Raw genomic sequence first — 15,679 nt, forward strand, 5'->3', positions numbered from 1 at the left:
AGCACTGTGGCTGCCAAAGACTCGCCTCCCTCCCCGTCGAGGTGGACGTTCGGCGTGCTCATCGTGTTCACGATGTTCGGCTTTGGCTTTGGCAACTGGCTCGCCCGAATCCCTGCAGTTCGCGACCGCCTTGACGCGAGCACATTCGAGATGAGCGTGATCGGGCTCACGCTCGCCGCGGGATCGCTTCTCGGCCTCGTGTTCGCCGGCCGCACGGTGACATGGCTCGGGCCCCGCCAATCGATTCTCTACGGGGCGCTCGGCCAGGCGCTATTCATGCCGCTTGGCGCCACGCTGCTGTGGTTTGGCATGCCGATCCCTGGAATGCTCGCACTCGCGTGCTTCGGGTTCTTCTTCAGCACGAGCGACGTCGCTATGAACGTGAGCGGGGCAGCAGCCGAGCGAGCACTCGGAAAATCGCGCATGCCGATCCTGCACGGCGGATACAGCTTCGGCGGTGTGAGCGCGATGGGCGTTGGTGCGCTCGCCGAGATGCTAAAGATTCCAGTCCCCGTGCATCTCGCCGCCGTCTTCATCGTCATCATCGCTGGCGTCCTCGTGGCAATCCGCAGCATTCCGGGCGTCGAGCCCGTGGAACCAGCTGCCGAGCCGGTGCCAGTCAACACGAACACCGGCCCCATCCAGCTGCTCGCGAATCCGGCAGCCGAGACGGCGCCGCCCAAGCACACAAGTTACAACCCGTGGCGCGACCCCCGCATCATCGTCATCGGCTTCGTGGCGATGAGCCTCAGCCTCACCGAGGGAACCGCGACAGACTGGCTCCCCCTCGCGCTTGCAGACCACCGCGGCTTCTCGAACTCCGCGGCGGCGCTCGCACTCGGCGTCTTCTTCGTTGCGATGCTCACAACCCGCGCGGCAGGCAGCTGGCTCCTCGAACGATTCGGCCGCGTCTGGATCCTCCGAGCGAGCGCGATCACCGCCGGCGCAAGCATCGTGCTCATCAACGTGCTTCCCTTCAGCTGGGCAGCGTACATCTGCGCCGGGCTGTGGGGCGTCGGCAGCGCCCTCGGGTTCCCGATCGGCATCTCGGCCGCCGCCGATGACCCGACAAAGGCAGTACGCGGCGTCGCGACCGTCTCGGCAATCGCCTACGCTGCATTTCTTGTCGGGCCGATGGCAATCGGCCTGCTCGGCGAGCATCTCGGGCTCTTGAACGCGTTTCTTCCGCTCGTCGCATTCCTTATCTTCGTTGTCTTCGCAGCCGGGGCCGCCCGCGAACCCGGCAGACAGGCAGGCAGCACCACAACCGGCTAAACTGTCACGGTGCGAATCGTGGTTGCTGACTGTTCCGTTGACTATGCGGGTCGGCTGTCGGCCCACCTGCCGCGCGCGAAGCGCGTACTGATGCTGAAGGGCGACGGTTCGATCCTCGTCCATTCAGACGGTGGCTCATACAAGCCGCTGAACTGGATGAGCCCTCCGTGTTCGCTCGAGCCGCTAGAACTCGACGACGACGTGCGCGAAGCTGGCATCGTCGAACAGTGGCAGGTCACGCACAAGAAGACCGCCGACAAGCTCGTGGTCTCGCTGTTCGAGATCATCCACGACTCTTCCTACGATCTCGGCGTCGACCCCGGCCTCATCAAGGACGGCGTTGAGGCGCACCTACAGGAGCTCCTCGCCGATCAGATCGACCTACTCGGCGACGGGCACTCGCTCGTGCGCCGCGAGTACATGACGGCGATCGGCCCCGTCGACATCCTCGCCCGAGATTCGGCGGGCGTCTCGGTCGCTGTAGAAATCAAGCGCCGCGGCGAGATCGACGGCGTCGAGCAGCTCACCCGGTACCTTGAGCTCATGAACCGCGACCCGCTGCTCGCCCCCGTGTCGGGGGTCTTCGCGGCGCAGGAGATCAAGCCGCAGGCGCGCACGCTCGCTGAGGATCGCGGGATCCGCTGCCTTGTGCTCGACTACGACGCGATGCGCGGCATGGAAGACAAGAACACCCTGTTCTAGCCGCCTGTCAACGGCCTCTATTTGGCACACGACTCCTCCCGTCAGCTCCCGTCTGACGAGAGATGATCCCCGCACCTCGTTTCAGCTAGCCTGAGAGTGTCGTTGTGGATCTCGAATTCGCGCGTGCTTGCCGCGCAATGAGTGGGTACCATCGGAGGCATGAGCTACACGCCACCACCGCGGGTCGTCTATCAGCAGCCCGTCCAGCCGCCAGTTCCGCCGCCTGTCAACGGCATGGCTGTGGCGTCGCTCGTGCTCGGCATCATCGGCGGGCTCATCGGCGTGTGGGCGCCGTTTCCGATCTTCGGGATCATCGCGGGGGCCATCGCGTTCATTCCCGCCCTGCTCGCGATCATCTTCGGGCACACGGGGCTCCGCACGTCCAAGCGCACTGGTGCAGGCCGAGGGCCGGCGATCACCGGACTCGTGTTTGGCTACGCCACACTCGCGATCATCATCGCTGCGACACTCTTCTGGGGTTCAGTCATCGCGTTCGGCACAGACTCGGGCATGAGCACGTCGTTCTAAGTCCCCCAGCGCTCTGGCCTGACCCGGCCAGAGCACCGCAGCCGCGTTAGTCCTTCTCCTCGGGGGACATACCCATCAGGAAGCCAACGACGGCTCCGATGCCGATGCCGACACCCGCGCCCCAGCCGACCCAGCCGAGCTGCGCGCCGATCACACCACCGATCGCGCCGAGAACGGCGACGCTCCCAACCATCCAGATCGTCGCTTTGCGCTTCGCGGGGTCGCGGGAATCGTTGTTCTCCATGTATCAACCGTAACGCGCGGCCGCCGAAAACACCCGTCGCCTCCCCCGTGGCCCATTTCCGCGGCCCCTGCCCCGAAACATATTTGCCCCCGCCACAGGGCGGGGGCAAACAAGTTCATCATGCCTGAGGCACAAACTCGGACTACTTGTCGCGGAGCTCGTCCTTCACTTCGTTGCGAGCCTTCAGGGCGTCGCGCTCGGCCTCGGCGCGCTTGACGTCAGCCTCTGCGCGAACCTCGTCGGCTTTGTCTTTCAGCTTGTCGACGCCCTCTTCGACGGCGTCTCCGACCTTCTTCGCCGCCTTGGCAGCGTTGTCCTTTGCATCTTCAAGAAAACCCATTGTGTTCCCCCTTCGTTTGCTGCGGTGGGTCACCAGTATTTCGCGGCTCCCTGAAAGAAAACGCCCCGATTCGCCGCAACTTTCAGACAGATTTCAGTTGGATCGCGCTATCTTTCGCGAGCTTGGAGGCCACCGAGGATGATGTCGATGCCGCCGTCGAACGAAGCCTCGAGGTCGATCCCCGTGGCAGCTTCTTGACCGCTTGCGTCGTCGAGCAGCGCCCCAAACTCGGCCGCCTGTGTGTGCGTCTGCGTCGACTGCGCGTGGCCGAACGTGTACAGCAAGAGGGTCCGCGCACCCTCAACACCAACGAGCTCGGCGAGCCGCCGCTCGATCGCCGACGACCCGAGCCTGAACGCCTCGACAGTAGCGACCACATCGGCGCCGTCACGTACCGAGAGCATCGCGCGCCGCAGCGAGACGCAGAGTGCGCGCGGGTCGGAGGAGTCGAGGCGTACGCCGCGCAGGATCTCGTCAGCCATGAGCGCTAGCAGGCTCTGTTTGTTCGGCACGTGATGATAGAGCGCGCTCGGCTGCACCTCGATCTCGGCGGCGACACGTCGCATCGAGCACGCTTCGAGCCCCTGCGTGGCGAGCACACGAAGCGCCGCGGCGACGACATCGGCTCTCGTGTTGCGCATCAAGCCATTCTATCTGTAACCTGAACACCGTTCACCAGAACACTGTTCAGGTTTGATTTTTTGGGAGTCCTCATGACCGCCACACCACCAGCAGCCTCAGCGCGGGGGCGCCGTAGCACCGCGACAGACCTCGCGCTCATCGCGAGCTTTGCCGCTCTCATCGGCGCGTGCTCGTTCTTGCCCGCAATTCCGATCGGCGTCGTCCCGATCACCCTCCAGACGTTTGCCGTCATTCTCGCTGGCGCCGTACTCGGCTCGACACGTGGTGCGCTCGCCGTGCTCCTCTGGATGGCTGTCGGCATCATTGGTCTCCCAGTGTTCACCGCCGGTGGTGCTGGCCTCGCCCCGTTCGCAGGCCCCTCGGTTGGCTATCTTGTTTCCTTCCCAATCGCCGCGTTCTTCACCGGATTCATCGTTGAGCGGCTACCCCGTCAGCGAATCGCGACGAGCATCCCCATGATTTTCATCGCCGGCGCCCTGGCGTCGATCCTGATCACCTACCCGCTCGGAGCGCTCGGCATGGCGTGGCGCGCAGACCTCACGTTCGGCCAGGCGTTCGTCTTCGGCCTCTCGTTCATTCCCGGCGACCTGTTGAAAAACGTACTCATGGCGATCGTCGCCACCTCAGTCCACCGGGCGTTTCCAGAGCTGTTGCCAGCCCGCGGTCGCGCCGCGGCGACACCGGCGGCGACCCCCACCGCCTCCAGCGCCTCCACCACCGCATAGGATCGCCTGGTGATCTCGTTCAACCAAACAAGCGTCGTCTCACACGACGGCGCCACGATCCTGCATCCGTTCTCGCTCCAGCTTACGGAGCAGCGGATCGCGGTCATCGGTGCGAACGGATCTGGCAAATCGACCCTCGCCAGGCTCATCAACGGCCTCGTCGAGCCAACCTCAGGTGTAGTCACGATCGAGGCAGCCGACACCTCGGCTCCACCGCTTGACACCGTCACTGACGGGGCAGCCGTCCGCCGGGCCGTCGGGTTCGTGTTCACCGACCCGGCCGCCCAGCTCATCATGCCGACGGTCATCGAAGACGTCGAACTCTCGCTGCGCCGGGAGCACCGCGACGCGGCAGAGCGCAGACGGGCCGCGCTCGCCGCGCTCGCGCGCTTCGGGCTCGACGGCTTCGCCGAGCGGAGCGTTCACGCGCTCTCGGGGGGACAACAGCAGCTTCTCGCGATCGCGACAGTGCTCGCGACAGGGCCACGGATCCTCGTCACCGACGAGCCCACGACCCTGCTCGATCTGCGCAACACCCGCATCATCGGCGACCTACTCACGTCGCTGCCACAGCAGGTTGTGATCGTCACCCACAACCTCGAACTTGCCGCGCGAGCTGACCGGGCGCTCGTCGTGGATCGCGGTCGCATCGTCTATGACGGCGAAGCGGCGTCGGCGATCTCGCACTATCGCGATCGCGTGGCGGCGGCGTGAGCATCGCCTCGCCTCTCGGCGCCTACATCACGCGCCCGGGACCGCTTCACGCACTCCGGCCGGGCGCGAAACTTGTCGGGCTCTTCGCCTTCGCGATCGCGATCATTGCGGCTCCTGGCTGGATCGCCGCGCTCGTCGCACTTGCGATCGGCATCACGCTCGCGCTCCTCGCGGGGCTCCGATGGCGCGACTTCTGGCGGGTCGCTCGGGCATTTGCACTTATCGGGGTCCCGCTCTTCGTCTTTCAAACGTGGAGCTCGGGCTGGGAACGCGGCATCGAGGTCATCGCCGACATTCTCGCCCTCATCTTCGCCGCGAGCGCAGTCACCGCGAGCACCAGGGCGAGCGACATGCTCGACACGATCTCGTGGGCCCTCACCCCACTCGCGCGGTTCGGCGTCGACACCGAACGCGTCTCGCTGACGTTCTCGCTCGCCATTCGCATGATTCCGACGGTTCAGGATCTCGCGCGCGACGCGCAGCAGGCCGCCCGAGCTCGCGGCCTCGACCGCAGCCTTCGCGCCCGGACCGTGCCGCTTGTGCTCCGCACCGTCTCCCAGGCACAGCTCACGGGTCAGGCGCTCGCTGCGCGGGGCATCGGCGATGAGCAGGCCCCGTAGGCTAGAGCCATGGCTGAATCGCACGAGATCCCAGAGGGCGTCGACGAGAACTACGAGAACGAGGCTGCGCGAGCCGCGCTCGTCGCGTTCACTGCTTCGCCAGACTACGAGCACCTCGCCACGTTTCTCACTGCGCTGCGCGAGGGCTACCTTGTCGTCGACGTGACGGGCACTTCGGCGAAGAAGAAGGGCCCAAGGGTCCGCACCATCCGGTCGACCAAGGGCCAGCTCGTGCTCCCTGTGTTCACATCGATGGCCGAGCTTCGCGCGCTTGCCCCCACCTCGGGTGGAGCTGAACTCAAGGGCGCGATCATGCCCGCACGCGCGGCGTTGTCGCTCATCACAGCAGACCGCTTCGTCGCTGCCGAGTTCGACAAAGCGTCGTCCTCGCTCGTGTGCCTGCGGAAGTTCATCATGATCGTGCTCGGCGACGACGAGATCACCGCCGAGTCACTGCAGGCGTAACCGCGCGTGCAAAACGCCCCCTCTCGCGAGGGGGCGTTTTGCGTGCGCGGGGGACGTACCCCCGCTTCGGCTGTGCCGTTACGTGTCGTTACTTGCCGACGCGGAACGCGCGTACGACCTGCACGACGCCAAGAACAACCATCGAGATTCCGAGCAGCCACCACAGCGTCACCGCGCCCATGAGCGGGGAGAACATCAGCGTGATACCTGCGATCACCGAGATGATGCCGTAGATGATCGTCCATACCTTGTTGTCCGACTTCGACGCGGTCGCGAATGCGAGGATGCCCTCGAACAGCCAGAGAATGCCGACCATGATCGAGAACATCAGCGCGGTCACAACACCAGCGAACATGAGGTTCGACATGATGATGACGCCACCGACAACATAGAGGATGCCGAGCAGGATGTGCCCGACTCGCGACCAGCCTCCGAGCCCGCGCGAGAAGATCGCCGTGCCGAAGTACACGATGCCAGTGACGATGGCGTATGCGCCGATGAGCGCCGCGACGAGCGTCAGCGTCACGCCGGCGGAAGTCTTCGGCGCGAAGATCACAAAGAGGCCGAGAACGATGGCGATGAGACCGCCAACGCCGAACAGCACGCGTGCGCCGTCAGTAGCCCGTTCCTCGACCGGGCGCTCCTGGGTATCTGTTGCAGTCATATTCGATGCTCCTATCAGCATTGCTCGCGCCCTCAAGCGGGCGTATGTACTCACCTTCTCACTTTTCGCGCGCAAAGTGGTGAATTTTCATGACCGAATTGGTGGGCCATGACTGTAGGTTTTCTTTTAGTGGGCTATGCATTTTATGGCGGCGACACGGCCCGAATCGATCCGCAGAGCAGTCTCGCCAACACCGCAGCGATAGGCTTGTGAAACGCTCGGCCCCAGGGCCGACCCACACTCGAAGGGGATGTCATGAGCACCGGATCGCACGGCGACGTGCAACTTGAAAACGAGCACTTCCGCGTCACCCAGTGGACGATCAAGCCCGGTGGCGTCATCCCGATGCACCGCCACGACTTCGAGTACGTGGTGATCCCGCTTGTCACAGACACCATGCGGGTGACAGGGACCGACGGCAGCGTCTTCGACGCGACGCTCGAGCACGGTGTGAGCTACACCCGGCCCGCGGGCTCGGAGCATGAGGTCTCGAACCCGTACTCAGACGCCGACATCGTCTTCGTTGAAGTGGAGAAGCTCGCGTGAGCGCGCTCATCATTCGCGCCGTTGACCCCGCCGAACGGGCCGCGTGGGAAGCCACGTACCGCGGATACCGCGACTTCTACGAGAAGGAACACGATCCAGCCGTCTTCGACACTGTGTGGGGCTGGCTCCACGACCCCGCCCACGAAACCCGCGGCCTTGTCGCTGAGCTCGGCGGCGAAATCGTCGGTCTCGCACACTACCGCCGATTCGCCCGGCCGCTCGTCGGCTCGACAGGCATCTATCTCGACGACCTGTTCACGACCCCGGCGGCGCGCGGCAAGGGTGCGGCATCGGCCCTCATCGGCCGGCTCGAAGAGATCGCGCGCGACGAGGGTGCGACGCTCGTCAGGTGGATCACTGCCGACTCAAACGCAACCGCTCGCGGACTCTACGACAAGCTCGCAACGCAGACGCCCTGGGTTACCTACGACATCACTGTCTAGGAGATCTCGATCCCCGCGCGCAGACGCTCGGTCCCCGTTGTAGGGCCGGTAAAGCCGTGCGGCATCGGGTGCCCTGAATCGTCGACGGCGACGAACACGATGCTGTCGAGCCGCAGGATCTCCTGCCCAGTAACCACGTTGTCTACACGGCAGCTCAGCGTGATCGAGGTACGGCCGAACGCAACGACGCGGTACTCGAGTTCAAGAAGGTCCCCGCGATTGGCTCGTCCGACGAAGTCGACCGCCGACATGTGCCGCGTAACAAGGTCTGTGGTGCCGAGCTGCACGACAGCGACAATCGCCGCCTCTTCGTCAACCCACTCGAGTAGGCGGCCGCCGAACAGTGCGTCGTGCTGATTCAGATCTTCCGGCTTCACCCATTTGCGTACGATGTCCCTGTGCCCGCTCATAGCTAAAGCCTAGGCGACGGCGCTGCCAGCCCCGGCCGTAGACTGAGGGCATGGTTGTCTTCGCAGGAATCCTGTTGCTCGTAAACGCCGCCTACAACGTGATCGTGTGGCCTCGGTTCTGGACCCGCGTAGCTCAGGACCCGCGCGCTCGCGACGAGCAGGGCCGCGCGACCAAGTTCCTCACCGTGCACGCAGTGCTAATTTCGATCGCACTCCTCATCGCCGCGGTGTCTGCTGTGGCGGGCGTGCTCGTACTCACGGCGGGCTAACCGCCCGGCCCCTGACCGACCCGACCGTGCCGCGCCCGGCACGTCAGCGCCCGACTCCACCGTGCCGCGCATTTGGAGGTGGCAGTTGTTGTCGCTTCAGCGGCCGCCAGGCGACAACAACTGCCACCTCGCGACCTTGCAGCGCCCCAGCGCCAGGGTCCCGACGACTGGGGCCGCACGAGCCAAAGGGCCGTGGGCCGCAAGAAATCGCGGCCCACGGCCCTGCCAACTACGTCGCGCTACTCCGCTTCGTCGTCGGCGGCGTTCTCAGCGAGTTCACCCGCGTCGCCACCAGCGTCTTCCGCGGAGCCCTCGTGTCCAGATGCGGTGTGCGTGGCAGGGCCGAGGTGCGATGCACCGCCCTCACCGACCCAGCCGTCGCCCGGGGTTCTGGCTGGATCAGAGTCGTGATCCGGCAGTGCCTTCTGTGTTTCTTCAGCCATAGTCGCTCCCCTTTCAGCGGTGAAACGTGTGCCACAGAGTCTACGCAGCTTTGGGCGGCACAACCAGGGCTTTCTCCGAGACGCGCGATCCTCAGCGCAGACTAATAGGATGGCGGGATGAAGCGGATCCTGACCTACGGCACCTTTGACCTGCTCCACTGGGGCCACATTCGGCTCCTGAAGCGCGCGCGAAGCCTCGGTGACTACCTCGTCGTCGCCGCGTCGACCGAGGAGTTCAATGCGGGCAAGGGCAAGAAGACCTACCACGACTTCGAGACGCGCAAGAACATGCTCGAGGCCGTGCGCTACGTCGACCTTGTCATCCCCGAGGACTCGTGGGATCAGAAGATCGAAGATGTCCGCAAGTACGAGATCGACACTGTCGTCATGGGGGGCGACTGGGAGGGCGACGAGCGCTTCGAGATCCTTACCCCCTACTGCAACGTCGTCTACCTCGACCGCACCGAGGGCGTCTCGACAACCAAGATCAAGCGTGACCTTGGCGTGAACTCGTAGCAATCGAGCGCACGCCGCAGTTGCGGCGTGGAATGCGCAAGCGGCCGGCAATCCATTCGATCAGGATCGCCGGCCGCTTCGCTATCTCCACGCCGTTTGCCGGGGAGGCTAGAGCACCTTCGAGAGGAACGCCTTCGTTCGCTCACGCTGCGGGTTCGTGAGCACCTCGACGGGATCACCGGATTCGACGACAACGCCACCATCCATAAACACGAGCTTGTCGGCGACCTGCTTCGCAAACCCCATCTCATGCGTGACGACGATCATCGTCATCCCGCTCTCCGCGAGCCCCTTCATCACGTCAAGGACCTCACCGACGAGCTCCGGATCAAGCGCGCTCGTTGGCTCATCGAACAGCATCAGCTTCGGGTCCATCGCAAGCGCCCGCGCGATCGCGACGCGCTGCTGCTGGCCGCCAGACAGGTGCGCCGGATAGTAGTCGTGCCTGTCGGCAAGCCCCACCCTGGCGAGTAGCTCCATCGCGCGCGACTGCAGCTGGGACTTCGAACCCTTCTTCAGAAGCGTCGGCGCCATCATCACGTTCTCGAGCGCCGTCTTGTGTGGGAAGAGGTTAAATCGCTGGAACACCATGCCGATGTCGCGGCGTTGCTTCGCCGCTTCCCGTGGCCGCATCTCGTAGATCTTGTCGCCGTGCTGCCGATATCCGACGAGTTCGCCGTCGACCGAGAGCCTACCTGCGTTGATGGTCTCGAGGTGGTTGATGCAGCGCAGGAACGTCGACTTGCCTGAGCCCGATGGACCGACAAGGCAGAGCACTTCGCCGCGCGCAACCTCGAGGGAGATCGACTTCAGTACCTCGTTCGAACCGTACGACTTCGAGATTGCCTCGGCCTTCACCATCGGCGTCGTCGTGAGTGTGCCGGTCATCGTCCGCCTCCCCCTGTTCCGGAGTGCGGGGGCACGATGCTCGTACGCCCGTCACTTTCGGTGTACGTCGGGTGGTCGTTCTCGACCTCGCCGACGACTGTGATTGTCTCGGTCGCGACGCTCGGGCGTTGTACGTCGGGTCGCTGCCCGACTCCCTTCGCGAAGTGTTTCTCGAGGTAGTACTGGCCCACCATCAGGATCGACGTGATGACGAGGTACCAGATCGACGCGACGATGAGCATCGGCACGGGCTGGTAGGTGACTGCCGCGATGTCGCGTGAGCGGGTGTAAAGCTCAAGGGTGAACGGAACTGCTGTGACGAGTGATGTCGTCTTCAGCATCGAGATGACCTCGTTGCCTGTCGGGGGGATGATGACGCGCATCGCCTGCGGCAGCACAACACGAGTCATCGTATGCCACCACCCGAGCCCCAGGGCGGTCGCAGCCTCGTCCTGCCCCTTGTCCACCGCGAGCAGGCCTGCGCGCACGATCTCTGCCATGTACGCAGCCTCGTTCAGCGCGAGACCGATGACCGCGAGCGTGAAGAAGCTGAGCAGCTCCTTCGTCGCAATGGTGACCACGGCGTCAGTGAACGGGATTCCAAGCTCGATCGACTTGTAGATCGCCGGCACGAGACCCCAGAACGTGAGCTGGACGTAGACAGGGGTGCCCCGGAAGATCCACAGGTAGACCCAAGCCACCACGCGCACCACCGGGTTCGGCGACAGCCGCATCACGGCGAGTGCGACGCCAAGCACGATCGCGATGATCATCGAGTACACAGTGAGCTGCAGGGTGTACCCGATTGCCGACACGATCCGCGTATCGAAAACGTAGGTACCGACCTCTGCCCAGTTGTACACGGGGCGGTTTACCGCGGCGTCGTAGACGAAGATCCCGACGAGCACGATGAGTACGACGGCGAACACGGTCCGCCACGGGTGTCGAAGCTTGATCGCTTCGATGGGCGCCGGCTCCGCGTGTTGCACGGGGCCATCGGCTGGTGAGTGTGTCATCTCTACACTTCCTCGGTCATTGAATAGGGCGGCCAGCGTGTGTCACTGGCCGCCCCTGCATCCGGTTACTAGTTCGCCCCGGCGTTGATTGTTGCCTCGTCGAGCGCGCCGGACTCGATGCCCGCGCCCTTGAGGATCTCAAGGTAGGTGCCGTCGTCGATGAGTGACTGCAGCGCGGCCTGGACAGCCTTCGTCATGTCGCTGCCCTTCTGCGTCGCGAAGCCGTAGGGAGCCGCGTCGAACATCTCGCCAACAGCCTCGAGCTGATCGCTGAGCTTGCCAACGGCGTCGCCCGTGACCGGCAGGTCGGCCGAGAAGGCGTCAGCCTTGCCATTGATCACGGCGTTCGTCACCTCGGGCTGGCCGTCGAACGGCAGGATCTCGATCGCGTCCTTACCTGCCGCCTCGCAGGCCGCGGACTTCGCCGGCAGCTCGTCCGTGTGCTGCACCGTTCCGGTCTGGACGGCAATGGTGAGCCCGCACGCGTCGTCGGGGTCGATGTCCGAGCCAATCGGCGCCGCCCACTGCGAGCCGGCGTTCAGGAAGTTGACGAAGTCGACCGACTTCTGGCGCTCGACGTTGTCCGTGAACGACGAGGAGCCCATGTTCAGCACGCCCTCTTGGATGCGGGGAATGATGCTGTCGAACCCGAGGATCTCCCACTTCGGTTCGAGGCCAAGCTTCGCGGCGACCGCCTCGGCGAGGTCGACGCCCCAGCCAATGGGCTCGCCGTTCGCATCCTTGTACTCGTTCGGCGGGTACTCGGCGTCGGTGCCGATCGAGAGTGCTCCGGAGTCCTTGACGTCGGCGGGAAGCAGCGCAACGGCCGCTTCATCTGCCTGAATTGTCGAGGCCGTTTCGTTGCCGCCGCTGGTCCCCTCCTTCTCGGCGTTATTCACGCAGCCAGTGAGCGCGAGCGCTGCCACTGCAGCAAGGGCTGGGAGTGCGTAGCGAATCTTCATCGATTCCTCCTTAGTGAGGGTGGGGTATTCAGACAGTGAAACCTCGAAGCCGAGTGTAGCGAGCTACACCACTTCGGATGTAGCCAGAGTATCTATCCGGCTCCATACCCGGACTGGATCATGGGGTTTTGTTGTCGAACTGTGTCGGGGAACTGCCGACACGCCATGCCTGGACTGTGAAATACCTACGATTCAAACAAGACCCCGAGATGACGCTTTCCGCAGCGCCTCTTCCTTCGAAGACGCACCGAGCTTCTTGTACACCGACCGGAGCTGACTTTTGAGAGTATTCAGAGTCACAAAGAGCGTGTCGCTAATCTCCTGGCGCGAGAGGCCGCGGGCCAGGAGACGCAGCACCTCCAGTTCCCTTCCTGTGAGCAGTTCTCCCTGATTCGGAAGCCGATCCATATAGGTCACGGATACCTTGGCGAGCTCTGGCCACTTAGGGACGTGCTGCTCCCCGAGCGCTCTCAGCTCAGCCGAGAAGTACGTCGCTTCATGCGCATCCAGTGGCCGGTCAAGCTGGCCCACCTCCTGAAGCGCGTTTACGGCGCTGGCACCGTCCCCCTGCGCAAGGTAGGCGCCAGCGAGGATCGACACTCGCCAGATCTCCATTCGTCTCAGGTGCACCGTGTGCTGCCTGATTTCTCTGGCCAGGGCGATGGCCTTCTGCGAGGTGCCCGTTTGAGCCTCAAGCAGGGCGCTCATCACCCGGGTCAGTACAACACTTTGATCCGCCCGCGCCAAGTGAGTCTTGGCCTGGCGCAACGCTCCGGTCGCAATGTGATTGGACGCCTCGGCGAGGGCCAGTACGCTGCCCGAATAGCCCTCCCCGTCCGTTCGCGCGAATGGAAGCTTCGCCAAATGCTCAAGCCTTCGCGAGACGCGAGAGTACGCACCAGCCACTTCAAGAACGCGGTACTCAGCGTGGATAAAGAAGGGCCACATCTCTCCAATATGGGATTGGTCAAGCTCAGAGAGGATGCGGATGCCAACGACAGGATCTTGTTCGACCATCACCTCAACGAGAGCTACCGTCACATCAAGTGAGGCTTCCAGCCAACTCGCAGTGCGAGGGGTCGAGGCTGCGCGGGCCACTAGATTAGCCGCAACGACAGCGTCCCCAAAGGTCGCATGAATCAGTGCTGCCCGGGCGAGCGCCTCACGATGCAAGAACTCCAGGCCAGGAGTCGTCGCTCGCAGCTGGGCTTCCTGGAAGCTTGTAAGCGCTGCGGTGAAGTCGCCGGCGAGCATCTCAGTGATTCCTCGCTGCACGGCGACGAACTGCGGCCAGCCGTCACAGGCGTCGCGCAGGGGGTGGATGGTCGCGGTTCCCTCGCGGAGCCCCTGGCTGTGGCGCGCGGCCGCCTTCGGGTGCCCCTTCAGCCGAAGATCGAGCATATACAGAAGATGTGCTTTGGAAGACAGCGCGGCAGAGCCACGGTGCCCGACGCCGTCAGCCACCGCACCGATACGCAACCGCCGCGTCTTCAGCGGCGACAAGAATAGCTGCAGCACCTGCGCAATGTCGCTGAGCATCGGATCGGCGGCGACAGTCGCATTGAGAATCCGAAGCAAGCGCGCCGGGGGGACATAGAAGCACAACACGAGCCCGTGCTCGTCTACGAGCGTGCGCACCGTTCGGTGGTCTCCGTCGTCAGCAGCCGCGAGAAAACTCCGCACGATCTTCGTCACGTTAGCGGAGACGCCCCCACAGGTGCATTCACTCCCCATCGTCGCTCCTCATCGACACAGGCCGCGCCCTGGCCCGTTGGCACGTCACCCCTGTGCGCGTCGAAGGTGAGCATACTGCTTATTGGCCTTCTCTCGTGCCCAGTGAAGACGCCCGCACGGATGATTCCGTCCGGCGCATCGCAAACTTCCAGGTGAACACGCGGACGAGTGAGGAATTGGCGGGATTACGCCAGCGATCGGCGGATTGCGGCATCGCAACTCGTGGAGGGTGATCCGAGGGGTGAAACCCTCGCGAACGCTACACGGCCGCCCGGGTGCGCGTGCGAGAGTGATGACCGCACTGAGGGGGAGTGCGCACTCGCCAGTCGGCAGAGAGCATCTTGCTGAGCCCGCAATACCGATTGCGGACTTCAGTCGCGCGCGCCGAAATCGCCCCCACAGGCTCTCTTGCCACTGGTAGTAAAGGAAACATTTTGAGAATCACAAAGGTACCGCTCAGGGACAGGTTGGGGGCTCCCGGAGTCCTCGGTCTGCTGCTCGTCGCGCTACTCACCCTCGGCTCCGTTTTCACGGCGCCCGCGGCCAACGCAGCCACAACCAACGTGTCGATTACCAACGCACAACTCGACAAGAGCTCGGCGGGCAGCGGTGACAAGATCCGCATGTCATTCAACTGGGCCGTGCCGGATGGGGCGCAGCCAGGCGACACCTTTACTATCGTGCTCCCCACCGAGGTTCGTCCTGCGAGCACCGCAAAGTTCGATCTTGAGCGGAGCCCGGGCGAAGTTGTGGCTGAAGGCAGGTGGAGTGGCAATACAGCTACCTTCACCCTTGCCGAGTTTGTGCGCGGCAAGCAGAACATTCAGGGAAGTGCCTATTTCTCCCTCGCATGGAACCGCGACAACGTGAACACCATCGACGGCGCCGACTACGACCTCCACTTCACTGGTACAAGCTCGTGGACGCTTCCGCTCACGCTGCTTCCAGATGGCCCCGCCGGTACTGGTCAGAGCAACTCGAAAGTCGGCTGGTGGCTCAGTGACGATCAGGGGTCAGTAACCCCGAAGGGTCAGCTCGGTTGGGTTGTGTACCTCAATACAGGCACGTCGACTCCGGTCGATCCGACGATCACCATCACGGATACGCCCGGCGCAGGCTCACACATAGACCTCGACTCGGTTGAGGGTTACCTCGACAATCAGCCCCTCCGGAAGGAGCGCTACTCGGTCTCGCACCTCGGCGAGCACGGCGTCTCGATCACTCTTGTCGGCAACTATCCCGGCGAGCAGGCTGTCTACGACGGTGAGAACATTTACTTCCGCTACGCGAGCGACCTGCTGCCCGGCGAGAAGGGAGTCTTCACGAACTCCGCCACGATCACCGGCAACAGCGATAGCCCCCAGCATGTGACAGCCGAGGTTCGCCGCGATGGAGCCGGCGGCGACGGTAGCGGCAACCAGCCACCTGAGAAGAAGGTCGCTCCCGTCGCGCCGACCGTCACCCAGGCCATCTGCACCCAGGACGGCACAGCGACCGCCCCGACGGTCACCGTCGCAGAAACCGCAGGTGTCA

22 protein-coding genes are annotated in these 15,679 nt (G+C 64.0%); 12 read left to right on the top strand and 10 right to left on the bottom strand.

Features of this window, described 5'->3' with window-relative positions; translation table 11 throughout:
• Positions 1-6 precede the first annotated feature (6 nt).
• The 3 genes from ACF07D_RS12660 to ACF07D_RS12670 all read left to right on the top strand — a co-directional run bounded on the left by ACF07D_RS12660 (position 7) and on the right by ACF07D_RS12670 (position 2,505).
• Entirely contained in the window at positions 7-1,275 is a 1,269-nt protein-coding gene (locus ACF07D_RS12660; RefSeq protein WP_391505141.1) for an MFS transporter, read from the top strand.
• A 9-nt stretch (positions 1,276-1,284) separates the two neighbouring features.
• Positions 1,285-1,977, top strand: a complete 693-nt coding sequence (gene nucS, locus ACF07D_RS12665; RefSeq protein WP_119281759.1) for an endonuclease NucS — start codon at positions 1,285-1,287, stop codon at positions 1,975-1,977.
• 159 nt (positions 1,978-2,136) lie between these two features.
• Positions 2,137-2,505, top strand: a complete 369-nt coding sequence (locus ACF07D_RS12670) for a DUF4190 domain-containing protein (RefSeq protein WP_119281776.1) — start codon at positions 2,137-2,139, stop codon at positions 2,503-2,505.
• Between the two features lie 46 nt (positions 2,506-2,551).
• Here ACF07D_RS12670 and ACF07D_RS12675 read toward each other — a convergent pair whose 3' ends face one another.
• The 3 genes from ACF07D_RS12675 to ACF07D_RS12685 form a co-directional block, all read right to left on the bottom strand.
• Positions 2,552-2,749, bottom strand: coding sequence for a hypothetical protein (locus ACF07D_RS12675; protein WP_391505142.1), 198 nt, complete (start codon positions 2,747-2,749; stop codon positions 2,552-2,554).
• A gap of 142 nt (positions 2,750-2,891) precedes the next feature.
• Positions 2,892-3,089, bottom strand: a complete 198-nt coding sequence (locus tag ACF07D_RS12680) for a hypothetical protein (RefSeq protein ID WP_391505143.1) — start codon at positions 3,087-3,089, stop codon at positions 2,892-2,894.
• Between the two features lie 107 nt (positions 3,090-3,196).
• Positions 3,197-3,730: a TetR family transcriptional regulator gene (locus ACF07D_RS12685; RefSeq protein WP_119281779.1), complete on the bottom strand. Its 534-nt coding sequence runs from the start codon at positions 3,728-3,730 to the stop codon at positions 3,197-3,199.
• 72 nt (positions 3,731-3,802) lie between these two features.
• On the opposite strand from ACF07D_RS12685, the gene ACF07D_RS12690 reads away from it, so the two are divergent.
• The 4 genes from ACF07D_RS12690 to ACF07D_RS12705 are packed head-to-tail and all read left to right on the top strand — an operon-like array spanning position 3,803 to position 6,255.
• On the top strand, positions 3,803-4,456 hold the full coding sequence (locus tag ACF07D_RS12690; protein ID WP_391505144.1) for a biotin transporter BioY: 654 nt from the start codon (positions 3,803-3,805) through the stop codon (positions 4,454-4,456).
• A 9-nt stretch (positions 4,457-4,465) separates the two neighbouring features.
• Positions 4,466-5,170, top strand: coding sequence for an energy-coupling factor ABC transporter ATP-binding protein (locus ACF07D_RS12695; protein ID WP_391505145.1), 705 nt, complete (start codon positions 4,466-4,468; stop codon positions 5,168-5,170).
• Entirely contained in the window at positions 5,167-5,790 is a 624-nt protein-coding gene (locus tag ACF07D_RS12700) for an energy-coupling factor transporter transmembrane component T family protein (protein WP_391505146.1), read from the top strand. Before ACF07D_RS12695 ends, ACF07D_RS12700 begins: the two co-directional genes overlap by 4 nt.
• 9 nt (positions 5,791-5,799) lie before the next feature.
• Positions 5,800-6,255 carry an SseB family protein gene (locus tag ACF07D_RS12705; RefSeq protein ID WP_119281783.1) on the top strand — a complete coding sequence of 152 codons (456 nt, stop codon included), beginning with the start codon at positions 5,800-5,802 and terminating at the stop codon, positions 6,253-6,255.
• Positions 6,256-6,343: 88 nt separating this feature from the next.
• Here the strand turns inward: ACF07D_RS12705 and ACF07D_RS12710 are convergent, their stop codons facing one another.
• Complete coding sequence (locus tag ACF07D_RS12710) at positions 6,344-6,919, bottom strand: HdeD family acid-resistance protein (RefSeq protein WP_119281784.1); 576 nt, start codon at positions 6,917-6,919, stop codon at positions 6,344-6,346.
• Between the two features lie 255 nt (positions 6,920-7,174).
• Between ACF07D_RS12710 and ACF07D_RS12715 the strand changes: the two genes are divergently transcribed.
• Both ACF07D_RS12715 and ACF07D_RS12720 read left to right on the top strand, forming a co-directional pair.
• A complete protein-coding gene (locus ACF07D_RS12715; protein ID WP_119281785.1) occupies positions 7,175-7,465 on the top strand; it encodes a cupin in 291 nt (96 codons plus the stop codon).
• Entirely contained in the window at positions 7,462-7,908 is a 447-nt protein-coding gene (locus ACF07D_RS12720; protein ID WP_119281786.1) for a GNAT family N-acetyltransferase, read from the top strand. Before ACF07D_RS12715 ends, ACF07D_RS12720 begins: the two co-directional genes overlap by 4 nt.
• Here ACF07D_RS12720 and ACF07D_RS12725 read toward each other — a convergent pair.
• Positions 7,905-8,318 carry an acyl-CoA thioesterase gene (locus tag ACF07D_RS12725; protein ID WP_119281787.1) on the bottom strand — a complete coding sequence of 138 codons (414 nt, stop codon included), beginning with the start codon at positions 8,316-8,318 and terminating at the stop codon, positions 7,905-7,907. The two genes, ACF07D_RS12720 and ACF07D_RS12725, sit on opposite strands and share 4 nt — an antisense overlap.
• Positions 8,319-8,368: 50 nt before the next feature.
• On the opposite strand from ACF07D_RS12725, the gene ACF07D_RS12730 reads away from it, so the two are divergent.
• Positions 8,369-8,587, top strand: coding sequence for an SCO4848 family membrane protein (locus tag ACF07D_RS12730; protein WP_391505147.1), 219 nt, complete (start codon positions 8,369-8,371; stop codon positions 8,585-8,587).
• Between the two features lie 239 nt (positions 8,588-8,826).
• Here the strand turns inward: ACF07D_RS12730 and ACF07D_RS12735 are convergent, their stop codons facing one another.
• A complete protein-coding gene (locus ACF07D_RS12735) occupies positions 8,827-9,030 on the bottom strand; it encodes a hypothetical protein (RefSeq protein ID WP_391505148.1) in 204 nt (67 codons plus the stop codon).
• A 117-nt stretch (positions 9,031-9,147) separates the two neighbouring features.
• On the opposite strand from ACF07D_RS12735, the gene tagD reads away from it, so the two are divergent.
• Positions 9,148-9,546, top strand: a complete 399-nt coding sequence (gene tagD / locus ACF07D_RS12740; RefSeq protein WP_119281790.1) for a glycerol-3-phosphate cytidylyltransferase — start codon at positions 9,148-9,150, stop codon at positions 9,544-9,546.
• 108 nt (positions 9,547-9,654) lie between these two features.
• On the opposite strand, the gene ACF07D_RS12745 is transcribed toward tagD, so the two are convergent.
• From ACF07D_RS12745 to ACF07D_RS12760, 4 genes are all read right to left on the bottom strand, one after another.
• Complete coding sequence (locus ACF07D_RS12745) at positions 9,655-10,434, bottom strand: amino acid ABC transporter ATP-binding protein (RefSeq protein WP_304941399.1); 780 nt, start codon at positions 10,432-10,434, stop codon at positions 9,655-9,657.
• On the bottom strand, positions 10,431-11,450 hold the full coding sequence (locus tag ACF07D_RS12750; protein WP_119281792.1) for an amino acid ABC transporter permease: 1,020 nt from the start codon (positions 11,448-11,450) through the stop codon (positions 10,431-10,433). Before ACF07D_RS12750 ends, ACF07D_RS12745 begins: the two co-directional genes overlap by 4 nt.
• 68 nt (positions 11,451-11,518) lie before the next feature.
• Positions 11,519-12,412, bottom strand: coding sequence for an ABC transporter substrate-binding protein (locus tag ACF07D_RS12755; RefSeq protein ID WP_119281793.1), 894 nt, complete (start codon positions 12,410-12,412; stop codon positions 11,519-11,521).
• Positions 12,413-12,604: 192 nt separating this feature from the next.
• On the bottom strand, positions 12,605-14,146 hold the full coding sequence (locus ACF07D_RS12760) for a LuxR C-terminal-related transcriptional regulator (RefSeq protein WP_391505149.1): 1,542 nt from the start codon (positions 14,144-14,146) through the stop codon (positions 12,605-12,607).
• A 434-nt stretch (positions 14,147-14,580) separates the two neighbouring features.
• Here ACF07D_RS12760 and ACF07D_RS12765 point away from each other — a divergent pair.
• A partial coding sequence (locus ACF07D_RS12765) for an Ig-like domain-containing protein (protein ID WP_391505150.1) occupies positions 14,581-15,679 on the top strand: 1,099 nt, incomplete at its 3' end.

The sequence above is a fragment of the Leucobacter sp. NPDC015123 genome, from assembly GCF_043080205.1.
GTDB lineage: Bacteria > Actinomycetota > Actinomycetes > Actinomycetales > Microbacteriaceae > Leucobacter > Leucobacter aridicollis_A.